Origin of the sequence: Anaerobutyricum soehngenii (genome assembly GCF_009697165.1) — a bacterium.
Taxonomy (GTDB): domain Bacteria; phylum Bacillota; class Clostridia; order Lachnospirales; family Lachnospiraceae; genus Anaerobutyricum; species Anaerobutyricum soehngenii.
This window is the reverse complement of record NZ_VULP01000001.1, coordinates 130,210-153,528: the sequence shown is the minus strand read 5'-3', so window position 1 is coordinate 153,528 and position 23,319 is coordinate 130,210. Positions and strand designations below refer to the sequence as shown.

Below are 23,319 nucleotides of genomic sequence, written 5' to 3'. Positions count from 1 at the left end.
GCGATGCAGTCAATGATGATAAGATGATATCGCAGCTATCACTGTACATGGTGAATTTATCATTATATATAAAGGTGACTACTTTATTTTTTGTAAAATGACAATCCTCTTTCTCTTTACTGCTCGTTAAGAGCGAGAAAATAATCTTTGGACGATACATCTTCCGAGCAAGCAGTAGTCTTCTGATTTCTCCCCTTGTCTCCACCAAAGCCTATTGCATTCATTCCTTCTGGAGCCAAAACACAGAAAAAAGAAATACTACCATATCCCAGATGCGGCTTCGGAGCGTATTTAAGATGCGGATGAGCATCTTAAACACAGCGACTACAGAGCAGATGGGATATGGTAGTATTTCTTTTTTCGTTTGTTTTCTCTAAATGAATTAAATAGTTACAATCTCATCTTTAGATACCTGTCCCTCTCTTACTCGGAAAGCATGGATTACAGGATTTTCCTGATCCATCAGGGACATAATAAGATAACTTGCTTCAGAATCAAAGGCAAGGCGGATATCTTCCTGTGACGGTCTTGCTGGTGTTTCTGGATGGGAGTGCCAGTTTCCAAGTGGTTCTAAGCCGTTCTTTCTCATGTCTTTGATCGCTGCAAGCTGCTCTTTTGGATCTAAAGAGAAATGTTCATTTGTATGGTCAATATTTGTAAGGTAATATACTTTTTTTATTACTCGTTCTGTGTCGGATTTTTCGCCGGCGATGAGTCCGCAGGCTTCTTCCGGCAGGTGGGCAATGGCATGGGCTGCCATTGCCTGAAAGTCTTCTTTTTTAAGCTTTACCTGCATGATTAGATTCCCTCACATTCTGTCTGTTCATAATCGATAAGCTCTGTGATTGTCGGATGTTCACCACATACAGCGCAATCTTTTGTATGTGATGGAAGTTTAATCTTTCTAAATTCCATCTTTAATGCATCATAAGTTAAGAGATATCCTGTCAGTAAGTCTCCAACTCCAAGAATGTATTTGATTGCTTCCATTGCCTGAAGACTTCCGATCACTCCACCCATTGCACCGATCACACCGGCCTGTTTACAGGTTGGTACTGCATCCTTTGGCGGCGGATTTTTGAATACACAACGATAACATGGACCTTCTCCCGGCACGTAAGTCATGAGCTGACCTTTGAAACGAATGATTCCGGCATGGGAAAATGGTTTCTTTGCCATTACGCAGGCATCGTTAATCAGGAATTTTGCAGGGAAATTGTCTGTTCCATCGATGATAAAATCATAGTCTTTGATTAAGTCCATGATGGATTCTGAATCAACGAATGTACGATATGTAATTACTTTTACATCTGGATTAATGGCTTCCATTGTTTCTTTTGCAGACTGTACTTTTGCCTTACCTACGTCCTGTGTTGAATGAATGATCTGTCTTTGTAAGTTAGATAAATCTACTTCGTCTGCATCTGCGATTCCGATTGTTCCAACACCGGCTGCTGCTAAATACATTGCGGCTGGTGCGCCAAGTCCACCGGCTCCGATAATTAAGACTTTGGCATTTAATAATTTCTTCTGTCCTTTTGCGCCAACTTCCTTCAGGATAATATGACGGGAGTAGCGTTCAAGCTGCTCGTTTGATAGCATTATCTTCCACCTCCCATGAAATACAGGAATTCAACTTCGTCACCATCTTTTAAAGCTTTGTCAAAATCTGCTTTTTCAATGAATTCATCATTTACAGACACGGTAACGTATTCCGGTGTCTCTACATTTTCCTTTTCAATAAGCTGTGTGACATTTAATCCGTCTTCATATTCTTTTACTTTTCCGGCAACTGTGATTTTCACGATTCTATCCTCCATTTATGTCTGTTTTATATTTCTAAAATCATATCTGTCTTATTATATCGGCCTTACCTTAAACTTTTATATTCAATTTATTATATATGTCTTTACAATCACTTTGTAAATATATGCAAATTGCTATACATGACTTTATATCTAATTTTATAAATATGTTTTGTTCTGCCTTTTATCAGTTTTTGTTATATGCTTTACTACTTATTCTTTTCAATCGCTTCTTCGATTTTATGTTTACTTACAGCCCCTGTAATTCGGTCTACCTCTTCTCCGTTTTTGAAGAAAATAAGTACTGGAGAGGACATAACGCTGTATTCTTCGATGAGTTCCTGCTCGTAAACAATATTTACTTTTCCGATGTATACGTCTGGATATTTTTCGTCCAAATCTGCAAGTATCGGAGATAACTTTTTGCATGGAATACAACTGTTAGAGTAGAAGTCTGCGATTGCGAGTCCCGGTGCATTTAACACCTTTTCCTGAAAGCTGTCCTTATTTAATCTTTCTGCCATAACTGTTCTCCTGCTTGGGATTTTCCTGTTTTATTCTTTTAACTTCCTATATGTAACTTTATTCTCCAACTTTCTTTACGAATAAAGTATATGTTCCGTCATCATTTGTATTTAATTTTAAAATCTGATGTCCTTCTTCTTTGATACTTCTTGGAACATTCTGTACTGGCTCGCCATCATTCATTTTTACGGCTAAAACCTGTCCTTCATCCATTTCTTCTAATGCTACTTTTGCTTTTACAAAGGTAACAGGACATACAACATCTGTAATATCCACCTGTTCATCAAAATGCATTTCACTCATTTTCATAGGCCTCCTTAATTGCTTTTTCAAACGCCTCTTTTCCTGTACGGTCAATCGTGAATTTAAGTCGCTCTCCTGCTTTTCCATTCTGTTCAAAGAATTTTAATGCGGCATCACATACTTTTAATAATTTTTCGTGGCTTTCGATAAATGGAATAATTGTCTCGCCTTTGCTGATATGATTTCCAAATGTTCCACCGAAAGAAACAATATATCCTGGCTGTGCATCGTATGCATCTACCGGACAAGACTTTACACATCGTCCACAGTAGTTACATTTTCCTGTGTTGATACTGATTTTTCCATCTTCTAAAGTAATTGCCTCATTTCGACATGCTTTTACACAGACACCACACTGGATACATTTATCTTCTACCCATGCAACCTGCATTCCACCTTTGATTCCTACATCATTTTCCTCTGCTTTTAAGCAGTTATTCTGGCATCCTGTAATACCAAATTTAAACTTATGCGGAAGTTCATATCCAAAGTATCTTTCATCCAGTTCTTTTGCCAGTGTGTAGGTATCAATACATCCGCTCTGACAGATTGCCGCTCCTTGACAGGCAGTAACGGTTCTTACACGAGGTCCGCATACACCCGGAACAACATCGCCTTCTGCTAATGCATTTTTTACTTCTTCAATCTGATCTAGTTTAATAAAAGGAATCTCCACACCCTGTCTGGATGTTAAATGTACATATCCTTCCCCGTATTTTTCTGCCACTTCGGCAACTTTTGCAAGCTGCTCTGCACTCATATGTCCGCCGACTGTACGAAGTCTTAAAGAAAAATTATTTTTCTGTTTCTGACGCATAAATCCGCCCTTTTTCAAGGTTGCATAATCTACTGCCATGTTATCCTCCTGTAATTAAATGAAATACCCTGTTTTTTGTTTCTAATGATTATTATATATTTTTTACAGCCTGTGTAAAGTCTTCAATCAAATCTTCGACATCTTCAAGTCCGACACTAATACGGATCGTATCATCATACACACCTGCATGTTCCTGTTCTTCCTGTGTGCTATGTAAATAAATAGTCGATGCCGGATGAATGACGAGCGTCCTTAAATCACCGATATTAGTGGCTATTAAGGCATACTTTAAAGAATTAATTAATTTAAATGCATTTTCTCTGGAACCTGCCCGGATTGTGAGGATGGCACCTCCAAGTCCTCCGAACTGTTCATCGACAAGTGTTTTATACGGACTGCTCTCTAATCCTGGGTAGTTTACTGTAATTCCCGGCAGTTTTTCTAATGCCTTTGCAAGTGTCAATGCATTGTTACAAAGTGCTTTCATTCGAATACCAAGTGTTTCAAGCCCTAAAATATTAAGGTAAGCGTTCATTGGCGCGAGACACCCACCCATATTTCTCCACACATCGTTTCGAAGTCTTGCTGTGTAGGCAAACTTTCCGTATTTGCTATATTCTTTCATCGCAGGATATCTCTCTTTATCCCATTGAAACTTTCCACCGTCCACGATAATTCCACTGATTGCATTTCCGCTTCCATTGATATATTTTGAACTGGAATGTATGACAATATCGGCTCCGGCTGCTAATGCATTTATAAGATAAGGGGTCGCTGTCGTTGCATCCACAATAAATGGTACGCCATTTTCATGAAGGAAATCAGATACTTCTTTAATATTTACAACATCAAGCCCCGGATTACCTATAATCTCTCCAAAAACTGCTTTGATATTTTGATTTAAAACCGGTTTGATGTCTTCCACGGTAATATGTGGAATGAAATGTGTCGTAATACCAAACGCTTCTAAATCCTTGAATAAGTCGATGGTTCCTCCGAATAATCCGCTTCCTGCAATGATTTCATCTCCAGCACTTAATACATTTAACAGTGCTACGGTGATGGCTGCCATTCCGGAAGCACAGGCAATAGCGCCTGTACCTCCTTCTACTTCATTGATTCTCTGTTCAAATGCTGCAACTGTCGGATTACCGATTCTTGTATAGGCAAATCCTGGTGCTTTATTTCCAAATACTTTTTCAAGATGCTCTGCAGAATCATAAGAAAATGCACTTACCTGACTGATCCCTGGAAGCGTTGCTCCATCCGGCGTATTTCTTCCTGCTTTGCCATGAAGAAGCTTTGTATTAAACTTCATTTTTGTCTCTCCTTTTAGATATGGCTCGCAACACCGTAGACATCTTCCGCATATTCTGTAAGTTTACGGATTGTCTGTACTGTACTGTCCACATCTCCTTTTTCTCCTTCTTCCCAGTGCTTGATATACTTGCTGTATTTTGCTAAGGAGCCTTTTATTTCTTCTTTATTTTTTAAGTCTTTGTTCAGAACAAGTAATACGATAATACCAGCTCTGTTTAAGTGTCTTACGACAAGTCCTACCGGCTCATCATCCTTTGGTGCATAGAGGTATGTATGTCTTCCACCTAATGTCAGTTCTTTTTCTACCTGTTCTACAAAGCTTCTTGTGATATTCTCATCTGAAAGATCAAATGGAATTGTTGCTGCTCTTTGTCCTTTAATTACAGCACGAAGCTGATCTGCTTTCTTTCCTGCTTCCTGGCCATCTTCTTTTACTTCCGTTACAACACCGCAGGCAGAAGTCATGTTTGTTACTCGGTCGATCAGGATTAATTCTCCTAATGTCTTATGTTTGCTAAACTCATCAGCCACAACACGATCGACAAATGTAATCTCACATTCTGCAATCTCATTCTTTCCTAAAGAATCGGCTGGTTTCTGTTCGCCTGTATTTACATCGATAGAGTAAAGGATTTTTGAAACGATACCAGGTACTAATCTGGTTCCTAATTTTACAAAATAATTTTTTCCACTTTCCAGTTTATCATCATCCATCCAAAGCAACGTTGCTTCTACGGAAGAAGTTACTTTTTCTCCTGCACCTGCGGATAATACACATCCTCTTGATACATCTACTTCTCTGTCAAGCTGAATCGTTACTGGCTGTCCTTTTTCTGCAGATTGTACCTCTTTGTCTGTTACGTGAATGGACTTAACGTGTGCTTTTTCCATACTTGGCAATGCAGTAATTTCATCGCCTACCTTAATGCTTCCACTTTCAATCTGTCCTTGGAATCCGCGGAACTGATGATTTGGACGACATACTCTCTGTACCGGAAGATAGAAACCTTCTTCCTGATTCTCATCAATATCAACCTGCTCTAAAATAGAGAGGATTGGTTTTCCTTCATACCAGTTCATGTTGTCAGACGCTTTTGTTACGTTATCACCTTCTGTAGCGGATACCGGAACGATATATACATTTTCCAGTCCAAGTTCTGCTTTTAATGCTTCAATCTGTTTTTCAATTTCACGGAATCTCTCTTCACTGTATTTCGCAAGATCCATCTTGTTTACAGCAAAAATAAAATATTTAATTCCCATTAATGCACAGATTCTTGCGTGACGTCTTGTCTGTACGAGCACACCCTGCGTTGCATCAAGAAGAATAACGGCTAAGTCTGCAAAAGATGCACCTACTGCCATGTTTCTTGTATATTCTTCATGTCCTGGAGTATCTGCTACGATGAAGCTTCGATTATCTGTCGTAAAATATCTGTAAGCTACATCAATTGTGATACCCTGTTCTCTTTCTGCCATTAATCCATCAAGCAGTAAAGAATAGTCTATTTTTCCACCACGACTTCCCACTTTTGAGTCAAGTTCAAGTGCTTTTTCCTGATCTGTATAAAGAAGCTTGGAATCATACAGGATATGTCCGATCAATGTTGATTTTCCGTCATCCACGCTTCCGCATGTAATAAATTTTAATAATCCTTTCATCTTAGAAGTACCCCTCTTTCTTTCTTCTTTCCATGCTGGCTGCTCCGCCGTCATGGTCAATAACACGACTGGTTCTCTCGGAATCTACTGCGCTAAGTGTCTCATCAATAATCTCGTCTAATGTATGCGCTGTAGATTCAATACCACCTGTTAACGGGTAACATCCAAGAGTACGGAATCTTACGCTCTTATGTTCAATCTTTTCACCTGGACGAAGCTTCATTCTGTCATCATCTACCATGATAATATTGCCGTCACGCTCTACTACCGGACGTTCAGCTGCATAATAAAGTGGCACGATTTCAATATTTTCACGTTTGATATACTGCCAGATATCTTTCTCTGTCCAGTTAGAAATCGGGAATACTCGAATACTTTCGCCCTGCTTAATCTGTGTATTATATAACTTCCACACTTCCGGGCGCTGGTTCTTAGGATCCCATGCCTGTTCTTTATTTCTAAAGGAGAAAATTCTCTCTTTGGCTCTTGATTTTTCTTCATCACGACGGCCGCCGCCAAATGCTGCGGTAAATCCGTATTTTGTGAGTGCCTGTTTTAATGCCTGTGTCTTCATGATATCTGTGTAGGCTGAACCATGATCAAATGGATTAATTCCCTGTTTTACACCTTCTTCATTCGTGTATACAATCATGTCAATTCCTTTTTCTTTTGCAATCTTATCTCTAAATTCGATCATTTCTTTGAATTTCCATGTTGTATCGATATGCATAAATGGGAACGGCGGTTTTTCCGGGTAAAAGGCTTTCATTGCCAGATGCAGCATTACGGAACTATCCTTTCCGATCGAATACAGCATAACTGGCTTCTCACATTCTGCTGCCACTTCTCTCATTATGTATATTGCTTCTGCTTCCAGTTCATCAAGATGTGATAATGTTCCCATCTCATTTCCTCCTTTTTATAAATGTTTTCTATACTAATATTTATTAGAATCCTTCATGTTAATCTCAATGGTCTTTGTCTGTCCGTCCGGGCTGTCAACCCTCCACACACGAACATCACCTTTTTCTTTTACAGAAAGCATGGATCCCATGCCTCCCATGTCGGCACCAAGAAAATATAAAATCGCTCCGGTGTGACATTCTTTTAAACAGGCGGTACATCCCCAGCAGTCTCTGATATTGCGGATATGTACTTTGCCATCCTCACCTTTTTTTAAGAGATTTCCGGGACAGACAGAAAGGCATCTTCCGCATCCCACACATTTATTCTGTAAAATCCGTACACTCATATACCTTTCCTCCTGTCACCAGTTCTCTGAAAATGATTTCTGTCTCGCCATCTGGCTTTCTTTTTGAATTCACATATTTAAGCCACTTGCTGCTTTCTTCCGGATAATCGGTATTCTCTCCGAAACTGTGCCACCTTGTCTCTTTTCTTGCCCGTAAATGTTCAATTAAAGTCTGGCACACGATCAACCTTTCTCTTACTTCGTAGATATCTTTTAACTCAAACATATCTTTTGCTTTAAGTTCATCAACCATTCCAAGAAGCTCACCAATTCGCTTTTTGCCGATTACCAGTCTTTCTTCATTGTACTGATAATCTGTAGCAATTCCTCCGGCATACTGATCCATAACCTTCTGCATAGCTTCTTCAAGCTGCTCTGCCGTAATGAAAAATGTATCTTCGCTGTCATTTTCTTGTGCGATTAAATGAGATTCATACTCTTTTTTCTTTAATGCAGCAGCAGTATCTATCATTGTTTCTGTTTTATGTACAGCAGCATCTTCCTTAACCGCTTTGTTCTTTTCTTTTAAAGCTTTTACATACTCTATCATGGATTCTGCTGCAATCTCACCTTCTGCTAATGCCCCGGTTACATATTTCTGTGGACAGCCTCCTGCAACATCGCCTGCTGCAAATAAACCTTTCACTGTTGTTCGTCTGCCATTATCTACCCAATAGCCGCTTGCAGTATGACCGCCTACGATGTAAGGTTCTGTACCTTCAATCTCAACATTTTCACTTGCCGGACCTCTCGAACCTTCCAGCCATTTCAAAGTCTGGCTCGGTGCCATGTTAAGGTAGGCTCTATATAAATCCTGTTCCTGCGCTGCACTGATCTCATCCGTTTTTAAATAACAAGGACCTCGTCCTTCTCTGTTCTCTGTTACAGTTCCATATAAACGTTGAGAAGTTGTAAGACCATACTTTGTCTCATAAATCTCGCCATGAGCATTCATCTGCTTTGCTCCAACTCCCTGTGCGATCGTTCCGACCGGTGCAATCGTATCTTTACATCTAAGAGCAATAAACCGCATTTCAAAAGTTGTCATTTCCGCTCCGGCTAAAATTCCCATTGCAAATCCAGCTCCAGTATTAAATGGGGAATACCACATTTTATGTCTTGAAAATCCGGGATTATTCGGACGGTAAAGCCCTGCTGCTCCGCCAGTCGCACAAAGAATAGCTTTTGCTCGGATATCATAGAAAACATTCTCTTCTATATTAAAGCCCCAGGCTCCTTTTACTTCATTCTCTTCTATTATATAATCTGTGATATTCACCCTCTCAAGCACAGTAACATTCTCCTGCGCCATTGCCGCTTCGGCTAAGAGAGGCTTAATATTCTCACCGTTAATCTTTATATTTCGATTCCCTCTTGCAACGTATTTTCCATTCTCATCTTTCAGAATAACCAGTCCCAGATCATCGAGAACTTTCGTTACATGATTCAGTCGCTCGGACATAGATAAAAGCAAGTCCTCTCTGACAATTCCATGCGCATCCTTTTTCGCATAATCCACATAGTCCTGAGGCACATGCCCCTCCGTAATATAGGCATTTAAGGCGTTAACACCAGCTGCCAGACAGCCGCTTCTCTTAATATTCGCTTTTTCCGCTATGAGAACACTTACCCCTGCTTCTTTTCCCAAAGTATAGGCAGCAAAGCAGCCTGCTGTTCCTCCACCGATGATTAACACATCTGTCTCTAATCTCTTTGTCTTCATGTCTACCCTCTTGAGTATCTAAAATTCTTATCTGATTTTATCTATCTAATTTATCTAATCTAACTAATCTAAAAATCTGATTCTAATCTAAATGTAATACATTTCCTGTCCACTCTGACTGTACTCCAAAGAAGAATCCACCAGTGTTTTTAATGTTAACTGTTTTAATAACTTATCTGTCTGATCATTCATCTGCTCGATCAGAAGTTTCTGTATCGCTGTCGATATTCCCTTTTCATCTGCTCCACTTACCACGCTTCTTTCATCTTCCAGAAGATAGCTTCCATCTAACGCATAGATCACATCTGCTACGGTAATGCTTTCCGGACTTTTAGCTAAAAGATAACCGCCCTGTGGTCCCTTTATACTTTTTACCAGCCCTGCTCTTCTTAAACCGGAAAAAATCTGTTCCAGATACTTTACAGATATCTTATTGCGTTCTGCGATACTACTTAATTGTACACATTGATTTCTGGCATATACTGCCAGATCAATCAATGCGGTAATCCCATACCTGCTTTTCTTCGAAAGATTCATTGATTGTCACCTTTCTTTTCTATAAATTATTCAGTAAATAATGCTGTAGAGTAATATCTGTCTCCTGTATCCGGAAGAAGTGCTACGATTGTCTTACCTTCATTCTCCGGCTTCTTCGCATATTCAATCGCTGCATGTAAAGATGCTCCTGAAGAAATACCAACTAAAATTCCTTCTTTCTTTGCTAAAAGTTTTGCTGTTTCAAAGGCATCATCATTCTCTGCTCTAAAGATTTCATCGTAAACCTTTGTGTCTAATACATCCGGTACAAACCCTGCTCCGATACCCTGAATCTTATGTGGACCTGCCTTACCTTCTGATAAAACCGGTGAGCTGTCCGGCTCTAATGCAACAATCTTAACTTCTGGTTTCTGCTCTTTTAAGTACTGTCCTGTACCCGTTAAAGTTCCGCCTGTACCAACACCTGCGATAAAGATATCAACTTCTCCGTCCGTATCGTTCCAAATCTCAGGACCAGTTGTTGCTTTATGGATTGCAGGATTGGCAGGATTTACAAACTGTCCTGGAATAAAGCTGTCTGAAATCTCTTCAGCAAGTTCATTTGCCTTTGCGATAGCACCCTTCATTCCTTTCGCTCCACTTGTAAGAACAATCTCAGCACCGTAAGCTTTTAAAATATTTCTTCGCTCAACACTCATTGTCTCTGGCATTGTAAGAATGATTCTGTATCCTTTTGCTGCTGCGATAGAGGCAAGACCGATTCCTGTGTTACCGGATGTCGGCTCAATGATTACGGAACCTTCTTTTAAAATTCCTTTCTTCTCAGCATCCTCAATCATCGCTTTTGCAATTCTATCCTTAACACTTCCTGCCGGATTAAAATATTCAAGCTTCACTAAAACTCTTGCTTTCAGTCCTAATTCTTTTTCAATGTTCGTAACCTCAACAAGAGGTGTGTTTCCGATCAGTCCTAATGTACCTTTATAAATGTTAGCCATTGCTTTGTTCCTCCTTATTCTAAAATCTCATTTTTTATTGATTTATTTCTTTCATGTATCTCATGGCTATGATAATATCACTATTAACCTACTTTGTAAATAGGTTTATAGGGATTTATTTTAGAACAATTTTAAAAAACCTGCAAATACGGCGGAAATATGCGGTTTTTGAGAGGTAAATTTTTTTGAAAAATGGTGATTTAAGGCCGTCAAGACTATGCTGACGCTCCCCAAAGAGAGGAAATAGACGAAAATAAAAATAATAGACCATTGCAAATGTAAAGATATCACTGCGTAGAAAATGCCTGTTCGGCATTTTTACTTGCTCTCACATTACATTTGCAATGGTCTATTATTTTTATTTTCTGTGTTTTGGTTTCACATGGAATGAATTCAATCGTCTTTGTGGAGGGATAAGGGGGAGAAATCAGAAGACTACTGCTTGTTCGGAAGGTATAGCGTCCAGAAGAGAAAAACGATATATTGCAACAATATAATGATAAATGTATCATGTGCAGTAACAGCTTACGGTATCATCTTATCATCAGCGAACTTTGAAAAAAAGTTCAATATATATGGAAATAATATCAGCATAAGCCATGGTCATCTGTCTTCTATCCTTGTTTCCTCAAAAACTATTACATTCATTCCTTCTGGAGCCAAAACACAGAAAAAAAAATTTCCTTTCTATAGCAAATGTAATGTGGGAGCAAGTAAAAATGCCAATCAGGCATTTTCTACGCAGCGATATCTTTACAGTTGCTATAGAAAGGAATTCTTTTTTTCGTCTGTTTCCTCCCTAATGAATTAAAAGCCCAGAGTTTTTACCAGAAGGATAAAGTTCTTTATTGATGGAGATAGATATTTGTTATGATGATACGCTATATGAATCGTATTCTGAAAGGAGAAGTCGGAGAATGTAATCTGGGCTAATCTTCCCTCTCTTATTTCTCTTTTTATCATCTGTTCGGGCAGAATCGTTACGCCTAATCCGTAATGTACTGCTTCCATAAGCGTTGTCTGGGATATGCTTTCCCATACTGGGGTAACAGTGAGACCAGTCTGGTTTACTGCGCTCTGGAATACTTCATATGCGCCACTACTTTTCTCTCTGAATAAAAGAGGCTCCTTCATAAATTCTTCTAATAATACTGTTTTTCCTGCCATCGGGTGATTCGGAGCACAAATTGCTGTATATTTCTCATAGAAAAGCGGTTCTGCAATAATATATTCTGACTGAATCGTTCCACCTACAAATGCTAGATCCAGCTTCCCATCTAGCAATTCTTTTTCTACAACAGCGGTTGTATTTATCTTTACCTGTACTTTGATTCCCGGATATCTGTCTTGAAATTCCCGAATGAGTCTTGGCATATAGTATGTTCCTATATTTACACTAGCTCCTATGCGAAGCCTCCCTGTAAAGTCTGCATTTTTAAATGCTATTTCCATCTCATCATACATCGCAATAAAATGTTTTGCATAGTCAAGAAATCTTTTTCCTTCTTCTGTGATATGAAGCCTCTGATTAATTCTCTCAAAAAATCTTGTTCCATAATGTTCTTCTATTTCTTTTATGGCAATACTTACCGTTGGCTGTGTCAGATATAGTTTTTTTGCTGCTTTTGTAATGTTTTCTTCTTCTGCTACTGCGATAAAAATTCTAAAATGGCGAATAGACACTTTATTTCTCCTTATTCAACTTTATGATTATCAAATCTGAGTTTTATATTATAGTTTTTTATCTATGAACTTTATTATAATTATAGTATTTTTAAAATAGTATCGCAAGTGATATATTAATAATGTAGAAAAACTTAATTTTTAAATATCTTTAGAGTATGTTTGAAAAATACTTTCTGTAAAATATACCGCAAAGTAGGGTGTGCAGATTACAGGAATAATTTTTCAAACACTCTCTAGAAAGTAAGAGGGATTTTATGAAAAATAAACCGCATAAATTATGGGTGTTATTTCTTACGACACTTTATATCAGTGCTTTTACATTTGGCGGCGGCTTTGTCATCGTCACTTTTATGAAGCATAAATTCGTAGATGAACTTCATTGGATCAATGAGCAGGAAATGCTTGATTTTACAGCTTTGGCACAGTCCTGTCCGGGAGCAATTGCTGTAAATGCCGCTATTTTAGTTGGGTGGAATGTATATGGTCTTGCCGGAATGCTTGTGGCAACACTCGGAACAATTCTTCCACCTATGATTATTTTGTCTATCGTTTCTTTTTTCTATGCCATTTTTTCAACAAATATATGGGTAGCTATCGTATTAAAAGGAATGCAGGCTGGTGTTGCCGCTGTTATTTTAGATGCTGCATGCAGTCTGGGAGAAAGTGTATTAAAAGAAAAAAGCAGCCTATCTATTTTTATCATGACCGCTGCTTTTGTATGTGATTTTTTCTTAGGAGTAAATGTTGTTTATATTATTCTTGTATCCGCATGTATCGGCATTATTCAGTTTATATGGTATCAGTACAAACCATTTTTTCTTAAACAAACACAGAAATAAAAATGCTTACAGGAGACGAAATTATGATTTATATACAATTATTTCTGAGTTTCGTACAGATTGGGCTTTTTAGTGTCGGCGGTGGGTACGCTGCCATTCCGCTGATTCAAAGCCAGGTTGTAGAAACTCATGGATGGCTTACCATGAACGAATTCACGAATCTTATCACAATCGCAGAAATGACGCCTGGTCCAATCGGTGTCAATTCTGCCACATTTACCGGTCTGCAGATTGCCGGAATTCCCGGTGCGATTGCCGCTACTTTCGGCTCGATTTTTCCTTCCTGTATTCTGGTATCTATTCTGGCACTTGTATATTGTAAATATAAAGAAACTTCGGCAATCAGTAATATTCTTTCCAGTCTGCGGCCTGCCGTTGTTGCACTCATTACTGCCGCCGGATTTTCCATGTTTCAGACGGCTGTCCTTTCTGGGCAGACTTTACACATTTCCTCAGTAAATATCGTTGAACTTTTACTTTTTATTGCTGCCTTCGCTGCTCTTAGAAAATGGAAGCTAAATCCTATACTGATCATGTGCCTTTGTGGCATAGGTAATTTACTGTTTGCTCTTGTAAAATAATCAAGAATGCCCCGGTATTCTTGCTACGAGATACTCTCTGCCGGATGTTATAACACAGAAAAAAAGAATTCCTTTCTATAGCAAATGTAATGTGGGAGCAAGTAAAAATGCCAATCAGGCATTTTCTACGCAGCGATATCTTTACAGTTGCTATAGAAAGGAATTCTTTTTTTCGTCTCTTTGATAAAATATGTTATAATATATTCATGATATTAAGGACAAAAGGAGATTTTTATGATTTCTACAAAAGGACGTTATGCACTCCGTGTTATGTTAGATTTAGCGGAGCATGGAAATGAGGGATATATTCCCCTTAAAGATATTGCAAAAAGACAGAATATTTCAGATAAATATCTGGAAAGTATACTGAAGTCTCTTGTAAAACAAAAGATGCTAAAAGGTCTTCGAGGTAAAGGCGGCGGCTACCAGCTCACCCGTACTCCTGCCGAGTACAGCGTTGGCGAGATTCTTGAAGTAGCCGAAGGAAGTCTTGCTCCGGTTGCCTGCCTGATGAAAGATGCGGATGCCTGTCCACGAGCAGGTCAGTGCCGTACCCTGCCTATGTGGAAAAAGTTTGGTTCTATGGTACACGACTTTTTCTACGGCATTACTCTAGAAGACATTCTGGAAAATCCGGAGTTTATACCAGAAGAATAAGTCGTGAACTTTTTATATTTGTGGAGCTTTAAACCGTTCCATAATCTTTCTTGCCGATTCTGTCACTGCAAGACCACCTTTACTGGTTTCTTTCAGACAGGATGGAAGATCATTTCCTATACGGCGCATACTATCGATTGTGTCATCTGGAGTGATCACACTGGTAATACCTGCAAGAGCAAGCTGGGCACTTGAAATCGCATTCACAACTCCTGCCACATTCCTTTTAACACAGGGAACTTCTACCAGACCACCAACCGGATCACACGCAAGTCCAAGCATATTTTTTAAGGCGAAGGTTGCCGCCTGCATAATCTGCTCATTATCTGCACCTTGCAGATATGCTAATGCCCCGGCAGCCATCGCACTTGCCGTTCCGATTTCTGCCTGACATCCGCCAAATGCTCCAGCAATCGATGCATTTTCCGCAACAACTTTTCCGATACCGGAAGCAACAAAAAGTGCTTTCACCAATTCATCTTCTTCTGCATTTTTACTCTCTTCATAACTTAAAAGAACTGCTGGAATCACTCCACAAGAACCTGCGGTAGGCGCTGCTACGATTCTTTTCATACAAGCATTCGATTCTCCCATCTTCAATGCTTTTTCCATTGCAAGACCAGAATACTCACTGCACAGATTCTTTCCACTGGCATTAAACTGACGCATCTTTTCCCCGTCACCGCCAACCATTCCACTCTGAGACTTCAAATCTGCTTCATAGTCTTTATCTGCTTGCTGCATCGCCTTATACATAAAACGCATCTTCTCAAAAACCTGTTTTTCCGTTGCGCCACTCTCCTCCATATCTGCCTGCTGCACAACTTCCCATACTTGTTTTTCCTGCTCCTTACAAAGATCTAATAAACTTTGAATACTGTGATATTCCGTCATTTACTTTTCCTCTTCCTTTCCAAGATACGTCACCTTAAGAACTCCTTCTGCCCGTTCTAACCAACGAATTCCTTCCTTTGGAACTTCCTGATCACATTCAACAACCATAACGGCCTTTCCTCCCTTAGCAGAACGGTACAACTGCATTGTTGCAATATTCACTGACTTATGCGCAAGCATGGAGGTGACTTCCGATACATGCCCCGGCTGGTCAAGATTGTGTACGATTAATGTTGGATTCTCTCCTGAAAAATTCGTCTCGATTCCATCGATCTCTGCAATATTAATCCGACCGCCGCCAAGTGACTGTCCGATAAGCTCCAGCGTCTTGCCTGAAACACCTTTTAAATAAAGCTGTGCCGTATTCGGATGCGCTTCTTTTAACACCGCTTCCCCAAAAGAAAGCTTCATGCCCTTATCTTCCGCAATTTCGATACTCGATGGAATTCGGTAATCATCTGGCTTCATACCAAGAAGTCCCGCAACCAAAGCTTTATCCGTACCATGTCCCTTGCCTGTTGCAAGAAAAGAACCATATAATAAAATCTTTGCTTCTCTGACCTCTTCTCCTAAAAGCTGTCTCGCCACAAATCCAATCCTTACTGCTCCTGCCGTATGGGAACTAGAAGGTCCAACCATGACCGGACCGATCACATCAAAAATATTCATAAATCTCTCCTTATATTTTTTTCTGTTTTTCCTAACAAAATCAAAATGTTTTATAAGTTCTCTTCAAAAAATTTCTTCATTCCCCGATATGCCACGCCTTCATCTGTTCCACATATCTCTACTTCTACTCTCTGCCCACATACGACATCTAAAGCCATTACAGCAATAATATTGGATGCATCTGCTTCTTTTCCTTTTACCCGAATAGTAATACGGCTTTCATAAGTTCTGGCTTCCTGAATAAGAAAAGAAGCCGGACGGGCATGAATTCCTTGTTCTTCTTTAATCGTATAACTGAACCTTCTCATACTTTCTCTCCATAACTTGTGCTTGCAACACCTTTCCCATACACTTATTTCTCTATTATATTCTCATAATCTATATCTCTATATCATCCGATTCCGCCAAGTACAATTCCCAATACAAGAACTAAAATACAAATTGGCACATAAATATATTTACATATCGGAAAATATAATTTTGTAAATGCATTTTCTCTTCCTTTATTGACCTGTACTTCCACATATTTTTTACCCGCAATCCAGAAAAACATAATTCCTGCAATACCTGCTCCAAGTGGGCAAATATAAATAGAAAGAACGTCCATCCAGCCAGACACAATTCCCTGGATTAACAGCGACATAACGATACCGATCACTGCAATAACCAAACACGCCGGCTTTCTTCCTATATGTAATTTTTCCTGTACGGTAGCAATCGGCGCTTCATAAAGATTAATCAATGATGTCATTCCTGCAAATAACACCGCTACAAAGAAAATCATTGCGATCAATGTACTTCCCGGCATTGATTTTATAAGATTCGGTAAATAAATAAAGAGCAGACCTGGACCTCCCTGATTAAGCTGCGCCCCCGTCGTTGCCATCGCAGGAATAATAACAAGTGCTGCAAGCATTGCTGCTACTGTATCAAAAAATGCAACTCTTCCCGCCGATGCCGGAATATCTTCTTCATCAGAAAGATAGGAACCATAGATTAACGTTCCATTTCCCGCAACAGAAAGAGAGAAAAATGCCTGCCCAAGCGCAAATATCCATGTTTTTGGACTTAATAACGCTGCTTTATCTACACGAAAAATATAATGATATCCTGCAGCAGCTCCCGGCTGAAAAAACACATATATGCCAAGAATAACAAACAATATAAAAAATACCGGCATCAATATTTTATTTGCCTTTTCGATTCCCCTTCCTACACCGAACATCAAAATAGCCATGCATATGATCAACGCACCAATCTGCCACAGGTTATTACCAAATGCAGATGCCATACTTCCAAAACGTCCGCCAAAATCTTCTATACTTTCCGGAGCAAGCGTTGCTCCTGTAAATGTACCAACAGCATACTTTAAAATCCAACCCATAACTACTGTATAACCAATTGCCATTGCAAGAGATCCAAGCACCGGAATCATTCCAAGAGCCTCCCCGATCTTCCTTTTTCCCTTCTGTTCACAAATCATACCAAAGGCATCAATCGGTCCGGATCTTGCAGCTCGTCCAAGACTCATCTCTCCTATAACACCAGTTGATCCGATCAAGATAACAAAAATAAAATACGGAATTAAAAATGAACCTCCACCATAGAGAGAAACTCTAGTAGAAAACATCCATATATTTCCCATTCCTACTGCGGAACCGATACAGGCAAGAATAAATCCCCACCGGCTGTTAAACGACTCCCTGCTGTCTTTCCCATTACTTTTTACTGACTTTTCCTTCATGCTTTTACAACTTTCTTCTACTTGCCCATTGCATCAACAGTATCTCTGTCTCCACCGGACACTCTAAAAGCCTTTCCTCCTGTTTTCTTATTATGTACTCTTGTAATATTTTCTGTAAATATGAACACAGAAAAAATCTTAGAACACATTTCTTATTTTGGATATACTCTTTTATCATTTCTTTTCAGAATCTGTAAAATATTATTTTATAGCATACCCATATAATATTATTATAAATACACAAGAATAAAAACTCAACTACGAATTTGTAGATTTCGTGTAGACGAAAAAAGAAAAAATACCATATCCCATCTGCTCTGTAGTCGCTGTGTTTAAAATGCTCATTCGCATCTTAAACACGCTCCGAAGCCGCATCTGGGATATGGTATTTTTCTTTTTTCTGACTATCTAAATCCACAATTGGTGAGAATGGGGATTAAATACTAATTTGAAGGACTAAAGAAACGAAAACCCGAAATTTAAGATAGAAGAAAATGTGAAGATAGTCGCGGCGTAGAAAATGCCTGTTCGGCATTTTTACTGGCTCCGACATCACATTTTCTTCTATCTTAAATTTCGGGTTTTCTGCTTTTGGGCTCCAGAAGGAAATTAGTATTTGGATTTGAGTAAGAAGAAGGGGATTGTCCAGAATGCTATGGTTTTCATTAGAATGAACATCTCCAGATGGGGATATCTTCTTACAGAATTGTAAGGATATTATAGTGAAAGAAATCGGATTAATCGGAAAAATTTGGCTTTCACTACTATTTTATCAAAACCAGACAGCCACTGAAATAAAATTTTATGCTGAATTGTAGGAAAACTATGATAAAGAAAAAAGAATTGTTATACGTTTGATTTTGTTCCGTTGCTCTACGGAATTCTGACCATAGCCTTCTGGGTAATCCCCTTATTCCCATCTAAGATTTAAATACTAATTTTCATCCGAAGCCAAAGCACAGAAAAGCAGAAATTTAATAGAAAAGAAAATGTGATGTCGGAGCGAGTAAAAATGCTGGGCAGGCATTTTCTGCGAAGCGACTATCTTCACATTTTCTTTTCTATTAAATTTCTGCTTTTCGTCTCTTTAGTCCATAAAATTAGTATTTAAAAATATACTAATTCTTCTTCTGGCGGTTCTGCTGCTTCAATTCGTTTGGCGTATAGTACCGGCCCTTTATCTTTATATTCTTCGTTATATTCTACTTTTACTTCTGCGGTAAGTGTAATCCACATCTTATTCTTAAGAGATTTAATTGTAGAGGACTTCGCATGGTTTGTATGGCAAAGATATCCAATGAACTGAATATCATCAGCACAACAGGTCATCGCATGTCGTCCTGGAACGAAAGTTCCCTTTGGCATACGCATTGCTTTAAATACTCTTGTTTTCATCACCATAGTCTTTCCGTCATAGAGTTCAGGACGCTCCATGGCATCAATAAACCATACTCCATAATCATCATCTTCAAGATGAATCTCTTCTCCGCTGATATCAAATGGTAACTCTTCCTCTTCTTCTCCCATGTCTTCACCTGGGACCATTGAATCAAAAACAACCTGAACACTGCGATTCACTGCTTTAATGCTTCTTCTGTAAGTTGCTCTTGGTGTTGCCTTTGTACAGCGGTTAATAATAACCAATTCTGCCATCTTAAACATTTCTACAGCAAGGGAACGCATATTGTTCATATATAAATCAAATGTTTCCGCATTAGCACTTACGATTGTCTGGAATATCATAAGCGGAGTTCCTTCCAACGCTTCTACCATATGATCAATGGTCCACATACCGTTATATTCTATAATAACGCGGTCCGGATAGTACTCCAAAAGTTTACTGGTAAGAAATTCTGTATTAAAATCTTCCTGATCTTCTACATAAACAAGTGTTGTATTTGTTCTTTTTAACAGTTCTTCATCATATTCTTCCATTCCCTCTTCACAAGCGAATAAAAGTGTTCTCTCTCCATCGTTAAAATAATCTTCTTCCAGCGTTTCCTGAATAAAGGTTGTCTTTCCGGCTTCCAGAAATCCCATAAATAAATATACCGGGATTTCCAGTTTCTTCTTTCTACTTAACATACATCTCCTCCTGTGGGCTTTTGTGTATTCTCAAAATCTTTTGTCCCTGTTTTTATCAAAAATTCCCAGGATACATTTTTATAAACCAAAAAGCTCTTCCAGCTTGTCTTCATTAAGTTTTGAACCAATAACGCAAATTCGTCCAGTATATTCTGCAGAACCGTAACGTACTTCATCTTCACCTGGTACAAGATCAAAATGAATCCATTTACCGTTTTCATCCGGTACAATTCCCTTTGCTCTTAAGATAATTCCATACTCATTGGAGTCTTCTTTAGATAATGTATCAAGAATTGCTCGAATTCCTTCTTCTGTATACTTCTTAGGAGTTTCTTTTCCCCAGCTTGTAAATACTTCATCCGCATGATGGTGGTGATGGTCATGACCACAGCAATCATGATCATGGTCATGATGATGTTCATGACATTCATGATCGTGGTCGTGATGATGATCGTGACATTCATGATCGTGGTCGTGATGATGATCGTGACATTCATGATCGTGGTCGTGATGATGTTCATGACATTCGTGATCATTGTCGTGATGATGATCGTGACATTCTTCACCATGTTCATGATGATGTCCACATTCAGGACAAACCTGTGCTGCCTCCATCAATTCTTTAGCAAAATCATTCTCACCTTCCATTACTTCAAGAAGCTGTGCCCCATTAAGCTCTTCCCAAGGAGTTGTCACAATAGGACATTTTCCATTAATATCACGAAGAAGCGCTACTGCCTTCTCTAACTTATCTTCTTTTACATTCTGTGAACGGCTTAAGATCACTGCACTGGCAAACTCAACCTGATTACGATAAAATTCTCCAAAGTTTTTCAGATACATTTTCGCTCTCATCGCATCTGCAACAGTAATATGACTGTTTAATACGACATTCTTTTCTGCATCCACAACTTTTTGTACTGCTTTCATAACATCAGAAAGCTTGCCAACTCCTGAAGGTTCGATGATAATACGATCTGGTGTATACTGTTCTAACACATCTTTTAAAGCAGTATTAAAATCACCAACTAAAGAACAGCAAATACATCCGGAATTCATTTCATTAATCTGAATACCAGACTCTTTTAAAAATCCACCATCAATACCAATCTCACCAAATTCGTTCTCGATCAGAACAACCTTCTGACCCTTCAGTCCTTCTTCAATAAGTTTTTTAATTAAAGTTGTTTTTCCGGCTCCAAGAAAACCAGAAATAATATCTATCTTTGTCATTGTTCCATTCCTTTCTCTACAAAAAATAAAGCAATTTATATTCAATCTTATATTATACAGTTCAGATTACAAAAATGCAAGGCATGTGCAATTTCTTTTTATTGGAGAACAAAGAATGTGCCAAGGCACATTCTCGCGGAGCGTTTTTTACTTTACAGGAAAACAATTTCCTGTAAAGTAAAAAAAGTCTTCCGAAAAAACAGATTCTCCGGAAGACTCTCTCACTGTTTTGGGGATTTCTAATATGTTATTTTGGGGAACTAACATATTCTGAAATAAAACAGTTATTTTTATATTATACCTCCCCCGCATATTTCTGTCAATTTATACACTTTCCAAACTTTTGAATCATTTTCTGATATTCTTATAACAATATCCATAAAATATTACATTTGCTAATACAGATTCCTTGTATTTTTATAACAGATTATTTATTGAACTTGTATACGGTCTGAAATACATATCTTACGGACACATTTCACTCCTTGTCATATATATAAATTATAGTAACTGTTCAGACTAACTTTTCAAATTCAAATACAAATCCCATAATAGTTTGGAATCTGCATTATTCTGAATAGTTATGAATCTTACAAAACAAGGAGATGCTTTTATGATGGATAATTCTTATCATTCTTCCTGTTCATGCACACAGGAAAAGGAAACTGTAAAACTTGATTCCCTGTCTCTTGCTATGGCTTATGTACCATGGCAGAAATGGCAGAATATATATAAACCTGAAAACGCATTATGTGCCGGCACAATCTTTCAGGAACTTGATCTGGCTTTTCTTGGAAGGAGGTGCCGAAAATGATGCAAAATATAAATTCTTCTGAAAACTGCAATTTTAACTGTAATTATAACCGCAACATGAATTCTAATTCTAATCATAACCGTAATTATAACAACGGCTGTAGCTGCTGCGCCGAGCAAAAAAAACTCAAGCGTTATATTGATCTTGTAAGCTTTGCTGCACTAGACTGCGCCATGTTTCTTGATACACATCCCGAAAGCAAAGAAGCTTTAGAATATTTTGAATATTATAAAAATGCAAGAAAGCAGGCCATCAAAGAATATAGCAGCCGCTTCTCACCTCTGAATCTTGATACAGTTCCAAAAGACACAGAATTCTGGGCATGGGCTAATAAACCATGGCCATGGGAAATGGAGGGATAGGTTTATGTGGAATTATGAAAAAAGATTAGAGTATCCAATTAATATAAAAAGAACTGATGCAGCCATGGCAAAAGCAATCATCTCACAATTTGGCGGCCCTGATGGGGAGACCGGAGCTGCGATGCGTTATCTCTCCCAACGATTTGCCATGCCTTACCGTCCTGTTATGGGTATCCTCACAGATATAGGTACAGAAGCATCAAAATACGAATTTGTAGATTTCGTGTAGACGAAAAAAGAAATACTGGCATATCCCATCTGCTCTATAGTCGCTGTGTTTAAAATGCTCGTTCGCATCTTAAACACGCTCCGAAGCCGCATCTGGGATATGCCAGTATTTCTTTTTTCTGACTATACTAAATCCACAGTTGCTGAGAATGGGGATTGTCCAGAAGTCTATGGTTTTCATTGGAATGAAAATCTCCAGATGGTGATATCTTCTTACGGAATTGTAAGGATATTAATAGTGAAAGAAATCGGGGCAATCGGAAGAATTTGGCTTTCACTGCTATTTTCTTATGGCGAAACAGTTCTCTGATTAAAAATCATAACCTTCTGGCAAATCCCCTTCTCTTTCCAACAGAAATAACTAATTTGCTATTTGTTATCAAAACCAGACAGCCGCCAAAATAAACTTTTATGCTGAATTGTAAGAAAACTATGGTAAAGAAAAAAGACTTACTACAATTCAGCTCAATATCCTTTACTAAAGCGGCGTCTGTGTCCCCAGCAAATTCGTATTTAATCCCTCATTCTCACCAACTGTGGGTTTAGGATAGTCAGAAAAAAGAAAAAATACCATATCCCAGATGCGGCTTCGGAGCGTGTTTAAGATGCGGCTAAGCATCTTAA

Annotated in this window: 25 protein-coding genes and 1 pseudogene; 6 read left to right on the top strand and 20 right to left on the bottom strand. The window is 38.6% G+C overall.

Annotated features, from left to right (window positions below; genetic code table 11):
* Positions 1-382: 382 nt before the first annotated feature.
* The 14 genes from FYJ25_RS00660 to FYJ25_RS14520 form a co-directional block, all read right to left on the bottom strand.
* Entirely contained in the window at positions 383-796 is a 414-nt protein-coding gene (locus tag FYJ25_RS00660; RefSeq protein WP_096239209.1) for a M67 family metallopeptidase, read from the bottom strand.
* Positions 797-798: 2 nt separating this feature from the next.
* Positions 799-1,605 carry a HesA/MoeB/ThiF family protein gene (locus tag FYJ25_RS00655; protein ID WP_147608576.1) on the bottom strand — a complete coding sequence of 269 codons (807 nt, stop codon included), beginning with the start codon at positions 1,603-1,605 and terminating at the stop codon, positions 799-801.
* Complete coding sequence (thiS, locus tag FYJ25_RS00650) at positions 1,602-1,805, bottom strand: sulfur carrier protein ThiS (RefSeq protein ID WP_096239207.1); 204 nt, start codon at positions 1,803-1,805, stop codon at positions 1,602-1,604. Before thiS ends, FYJ25_RS00655 begins: the two co-directional genes overlap by 4 nt.
* 209 nt (positions 1,806-2,014) lie before the next feature.
* Positions 2,015-2,329, bottom strand: coding sequence for a thioredoxin family protein (locus FYJ25_RS00645; RefSeq protein ID WP_154580276.1), 315 nt, complete (start codon positions 2,327-2,329; stop codon positions 2,015-2,017).
* A 58-nt stretch (positions 2,330-2,387) separates the two neighbouring features.
* The gene (locus tag FYJ25_RS00640) at positions 2,388-2,633 is read right to left on the bottom strand and encodes a sulfurtransferase TusA family protein (RefSeq protein ID WP_096239205.1); all 246 of its coding nucleotides are present in this window, start codon (positions 2,631-2,633) and stop codon (positions 2,388-2,390) included.
* The gene (locus FYJ25_RS00635; protein WP_096239204.1) at positions 2,626-3,489 is read right to left on the bottom strand and encodes a ferredoxin-like domain-containing protein; all 864 of its coding nucleotides are present in this window, start codon (positions 3,487-3,489) and stop codon (positions 2,626-2,628) included. The genes FYJ25_RS00640 and FYJ25_RS00635 overlap by 8 nt, the downstream gene beginning before the upstream one ends.
* 52 nt (positions 3,490-3,541) lie before the next feature.
* A complete protein-coding gene (locus tag FYJ25_RS00630; protein ID WP_154580275.1) occupies positions 3,542-4,768 on the bottom strand; it encodes an O-acetylhomoserine aminocarboxypropyltransferase/cysteine synthase family protein in 1,227 nt (408 codons plus the stop codon).
* Positions 4,769-4,782: 14 nt separating this feature from the next.
* Positions 4,783-6,432, bottom strand: a complete 1,650-nt coding sequence (locus tag FYJ25_RS00625; RefSeq protein WP_096239202.1) for a sulfate adenylyltransferase subunit 1 — start codon at positions 6,430-6,432, stop codon at positions 4,783-4,785.
* 1 nt (position 6,433) lies between these two features.
* Complete coding sequence (cysD, locus tag FYJ25_RS00620) at positions 6,434-7,336, bottom strand: sulfate adenylyltransferase subunit CysD (protein WP_005351652.1); 903 nt, start codon at positions 7,334-7,336, stop codon at positions 6,434-6,436.
* A 33-nt stretch (positions 7,337-7,369) separates the two neighbouring features.
* Positions 7,370-7,684 (bottom strand): 4Fe-4S dicluster domain-containing protein, encoded by a 315-nt coding sequence (locus FYJ25_RS00615; protein ID WP_021906561.1) that lies wholly within the window; start codon positions 7,682-7,684, stop codon positions 7,370-7,372.
* The gene (locus tag FYJ25_RS00610) at positions 7,659-9,407 is read right to left on the bottom strand and encodes an adenylyl-sulfate reductase subunit alpha (RefSeq protein WP_096239201.1); all 1,749 of its coding nucleotides are present in this window, start codon (positions 9,405-9,407) and stop codon (positions 7,659-7,661) included. The genes FYJ25_RS00615 and FYJ25_RS00610 overlap by 26 nt, the downstream gene beginning before the upstream one ends.
* Positions 9,408-9,494: 87 nt before the next feature.
* Positions 9,495-9,944 carry an RrF2 family transcriptional regulator gene (locus FYJ25_RS00605; RefSeq protein WP_021906563.1) on the bottom strand — a complete coding sequence of 150 codons (450 nt, stop codon included), beginning with the start codon at positions 9,942-9,944 and terminating at the stop codon, positions 9,495-9,497.
* A 26-nt stretch (positions 9,945-9,970) separates the two neighbouring features.
* Positions 9,971-10,903 carry a cysteine synthase A gene (gene cysK / locus FYJ25_RS00600; RefSeq protein ID WP_096239200.1) on the bottom strand — a complete coding sequence of 311 codons (933 nt, stop codon included), beginning with the start codon at positions 10,901-10,903 and terminating at the stop codon, positions 9,971-9,973.
* An 807-nt stretch (positions 10,904-11,710) separates the two neighbouring features.
* On the bottom strand, positions 11,711-12,586 hold the full coding sequence (locus tag FYJ25_RS14520) for a LysR family transcriptional regulator (protein WP_154580274.1): 876 nt from the start codon (positions 12,584-12,586) through the stop codon (positions 11,711-11,713).
* 257 nt (positions 12,587-12,843) lie between these two features.
* Here FYJ25_RS14520 and FYJ25_RS00590 point away from each other — a divergent pair, with 257 nt between their 5' ends.
* The 3 genes from FYJ25_RS00590 to FYJ25_RS00580 all read left to right on the top strand — a co-directional run bounded on the left by FYJ25_RS00590 (position 12,844) and on the right by FYJ25_RS00580 (position 14,666).
* A complete protein-coding gene (locus FYJ25_RS00590; RefSeq protein WP_154580273.1) occupies positions 12,844-13,428 on the top strand; it encodes a chromate transporter in 585 nt (194 codons plus the stop codon).
* 23 nt (positions 13,429-13,451) lie between these two features.
* Entirely contained in the window at positions 13,452-14,009 is a 558-nt protein-coding gene (locus FYJ25_RS00585; protein WP_154580272.1) for a chromate transporter, read from the top strand.
* A 234-nt stretch (positions 14,010-14,243) separates the two neighbouring features.
* Positions 14,244-14,666 (top strand): RrF2 family transcriptional regulator, encoded by a 423-nt coding sequence (locus FYJ25_RS00580; RefSeq protein ID WP_021906569.1) that lies wholly within the window; start codon positions 14,244-14,246, stop codon positions 14,664-14,666.
* Positions 14,667-14,678: 12 nt separating this feature from the next.
* Here FYJ25_RS00580 and sdaAA read toward each other — a convergent pair whose 3' ends face one another.
* The 6 genes from sdaAA to FYJ25_RS00550 all read right to left on the bottom strand — a co-directional run bounded on the left by sdaAA (position 14,679) and on the right by FYJ25_RS00550 (position 21,291).
* Positions 14,679-15,560: an L-serine ammonia-lyase, iron-sulfur-dependent, subunit alpha gene (gene sdaAA, locus FYJ25_RS00575; RefSeq protein ID WP_154580271.1), complete on the bottom strand. Its 882-nt coding sequence runs from the start codon at positions 15,558-15,560 to the stop codon at positions 14,679-14,681.
* A complete protein-coding gene (gene sdaAB, locus FYJ25_RS00570) occupies positions 15,561-16,229 on the bottom strand; it encodes an L-serine ammonia-lyase, iron-sulfur-dependent subunit beta (protein ID WP_147608565.1) in 669 nt (222 codons plus the stop codon).
* Between the two features lie 50 nt (positions 16,230-16,279).
* Positions 16,280-16,537, bottom strand: a complete 258-nt coding sequence (locus FYJ25_RS00565; protein WP_096239191.1) for an HPr family phosphocarrier protein — start codon at positions 16,535-16,537, stop codon at positions 16,280-16,282.
* 83 nt (positions 16,538-16,620) lie between these two features.
* On the bottom strand, positions 16,621-17,973 hold the full coding sequence (locus FYJ25_RS00560) for a sodium-dependent transporter (RefSeq protein ID WP_021906573.1): 1,353 nt from the start codon (positions 17,971-17,973) through the stop codon (positions 16,621-16,623).
* 1,107 nt (positions 17,974-19,080) lie between these two features.
* On the bottom strand, positions 19,081-20,058 hold the full coding sequence (locus tag FYJ25_RS00555; protein WP_154580270.1) for a TIGR03943 family putative permease subunit: 978 nt from the start codon (positions 20,056-20,058) through the stop codon (positions 19,081-19,083).
* Between the two features lie 78 nt (positions 20,059-20,136).
* Positions 20,137-21,291: a CobW family GTP-binding protein gene (locus FYJ25_RS00550; protein ID WP_154580269.1), complete on the bottom strand. Its 1,155-nt coding sequence runs from the start codon at positions 21,289-21,291 to the stop codon at positions 20,137-20,139.
* A gap of 613 nt (positions 21,292-21,904) precedes the next feature.
* On the opposite strand from FYJ25_RS00550, the gene FYJ25_RS00545 reads away from it, so the two are divergent.
* The 3 genes and pseudogenes from FYJ25_RS00545 to FYJ25_RS00535 all read left to right on the top strand — a co-directional run.
* Positions 21,905-22,105: a spore coat associated protein CotJA gene (locus FYJ25_RS00545; RefSeq protein WP_021906158.1), complete on the top strand. Its 201-nt coding sequence runs from the start codon at positions 21,905-21,907 to the stop codon at positions 22,103-22,105.
* Positions 22,102-22,467 (top strand): spore coat protein CotJB, encoded by a 366-nt coding sequence (locus tag FYJ25_RS00540; RefSeq protein ID WP_021906159.1) that lies wholly within the window; start codon positions 22,102-22,104, stop codon positions 22,465-22,467. Before FYJ25_RS00545 ends, FYJ25_RS00540 begins: the two co-directional genes overlap by 4 nt.
* 4 nt (positions 22,468-22,471) lie before the next feature.
* A pseudogene (locus FYJ25_RS00535) lies at positions 22,472-22,663 on the top strand (manganese catalase family protein); the annotation flags it as partial.
* Positions 22,664-23,319: the final 656 nt, after the last annotated feature.